Source organism: Paracoccus aminovorans (assembly GCF_001546115.1).
Taxonomy (GTDB): domain Bacteria; phylum Pseudomonadota; class Alphaproteobacteria; order Rhodobacterales; family Rhodobacteraceae; genus Paracoccus; species Paracoccus aminovorans_B.
Genome location: NZ_KQ955213.1, coordinates 9,218 through 11,242 on the forward strand (window position 1 = coordinate 9,218; position 2,025 = coordinate 11,242).

The window sequence follows — 2,025 nt, forward strand, 5'->3', positions numbered from 1 at the left end:
TGGTTGCGGGGGCAGGATTTGAACCTGCGGCCTTCAGGTTATGAGCCTGACGAGCTACCGGGCTGCTCTACCCCGCGCCATTTGCGCTTTGTGTTGGCGCGTTATCGTTTCGAGAGATGTCTCGCTGCTTTTCAGGTCTGGCGGTGACCTACTCTCCCACGTCTATTGACGCAGTACCATTGGCGCGACGGCACTTAACGGCCGAGTTCGGGATGGGATCGGGTGTTTTGCTCGTGCTTTGGCCACCAGACCGGAAAAGAAGCGAGATCGGCGTTATCCCCTGCGGGATCTGGTTGTCCAAGGATGCTTTTGGAGGAAGACGAGGTCTGTCTTCTTCCGGATCAAATCAAGCCAATCGAGCCATTAGTACCGGTCAACTGAACGCATTGCTGCGCTTACATCTCCGGCCTATCGACGTGGTGGTCTTCCACGGCTCTCAAGGGATACCTTGTTTTGAGGGGGGCTTCACGCTTAGATGCCTTCAGCGTTTATCCTGTCCGTTCATAGCTACCCAGCACTGCCGTTGGCACGACAACTGGTCCACCAGTGGAACGTTCACCCCGGTCCTCTCGTACTAGGGGCAACTCCTCTCAAGTATCCTACACCCACGGCAGATAGGGACCGAACTGTCTCACGACGTTCTAAACCCAGCTCACGTACCTCTTTAAATGGCGAACAGCCATACCCTTGGGACCTGCTCCAGCCCCAGGATGAGATGAGCCGACATCGAGGTGCCAAACGATGCCGTCGATATGGACTCTTGGGCATCATCAGCCTGTTATCCCCAGCGTACCTTTTATCCGTTGAGCGATGGCCCTTCCACTCGGGACCACCGGATCACTATGGCCGACTTTCGTCTCTGCTCGACTTGTCAGTCTTGCAGTCAGGCTGGCTTCTGCCATTGCACTCAACGAGCGATTTCCGACCGCTCTGAGCCAACCTTCGCGCGCCTCCGTTACTCTTTGGGAGGCGACCGCCCCAGTCAAACTACCCACCACGCAGGGTCCCGGACCCGGATAACGGGCCGCGGTTAGACATCAAGAGTGCGAAGGGTGGTATCTCAAGGATGGCTCCACCGGAACTGGCGTCCCGGTTTCAATGCCTACCACCTATCCTGCACATCACAATCCTGATGCCAGTGCGAAGCTATAGTAAAGGTGCATGGGGTCTTTCCGTCTAACCGCGGGAAGTCTGCATCTTCACAGACAATTCAATTTCGCTGAGTCCACATTTGAGACAGCGGGGAAGTCGTTACGCCATTCGTGCAGGTCGGAACTTACCCGACAAGGAATTTCGCTACCTTAGGACCGTTATAGTTACGGCCGCCGTTTACCGGGGCTTCAATTCAAGGCTTGCACCTCTCCTTTTAACCTTCCGGCACCGGGCAGGCGTCAGACCCTATACGTCGCCTTACGGCTTCGCAGAGCCCTGTGTTTTTAGTAAACAGTCGCCACCCCCTGGTTTGTGCCCCCAGCCACTGCTTGCGCAGCAACCGGGCCTCCTTCTCGCGAACTTACGGAGGTATTTTGCCGAGTTCCTTAAATGTGGTTCTCTCAAGCGCCTTGGTATTCTCTACCAGTCCACCTGTGTCGGTTTAGGGTACGGTCTTGTGGAGGGCTATTTCCAGGAACCGCTCACCAGCCCTTCCAATCCGATAAGGAAGAACTAGCTCTGCGATCCGTCACCATCTCCTGGCCCAGGAATATTAACCTGGTTCCCATCGACTACGCCTTTCGGCCTCGCCTTAGGGGCCGGCTTACCCTGCTCAGATTAGCTTTAAGCAGGAACCCTTGGACTTTCGGCGACAGGGTCTCTCACCCTGTTTGTCGCTACTCATGTCAACATTCTCGCTTCTGATCACTCCACCGGATGCCTTACAGCCCGGCTTCACAGTCAGAACATTGCCTCCGCTATCCCGAAGGATAGAAGAGGCAGCGTTCTATATCACAGAACGCTCCGCTACCGCGTGCATAAATGCACACCCAAAGCTTCGGCTCGTGGCTTGAGCCCCGTTACATCTTCGCC

1 tRNA gene and 2 rRNA genes are annotated in these 2,025 nt (G+C 55.7%); all 3 read right to left on the minus strand.

Annotation, left to right across the window (positions count from 1 at the left end):
* Positions 1–77: transfer RNA gene (locus ASV56_RS22140), tRNA-Met, on the minus strand.
* Between the two features lie 58 nt (positions 78–135).
* Positions 136–250, minus strand: a 5S ribosomal RNA gene (gene rrf / locus ASV56_RS22145).
* Between the two features lie 92 nt (positions 251–342).
* Positions 343–2,025, minus strand: a 23S ribosomal RNA gene (locus tag ASV56_RS22150); the annotation flags it as partial.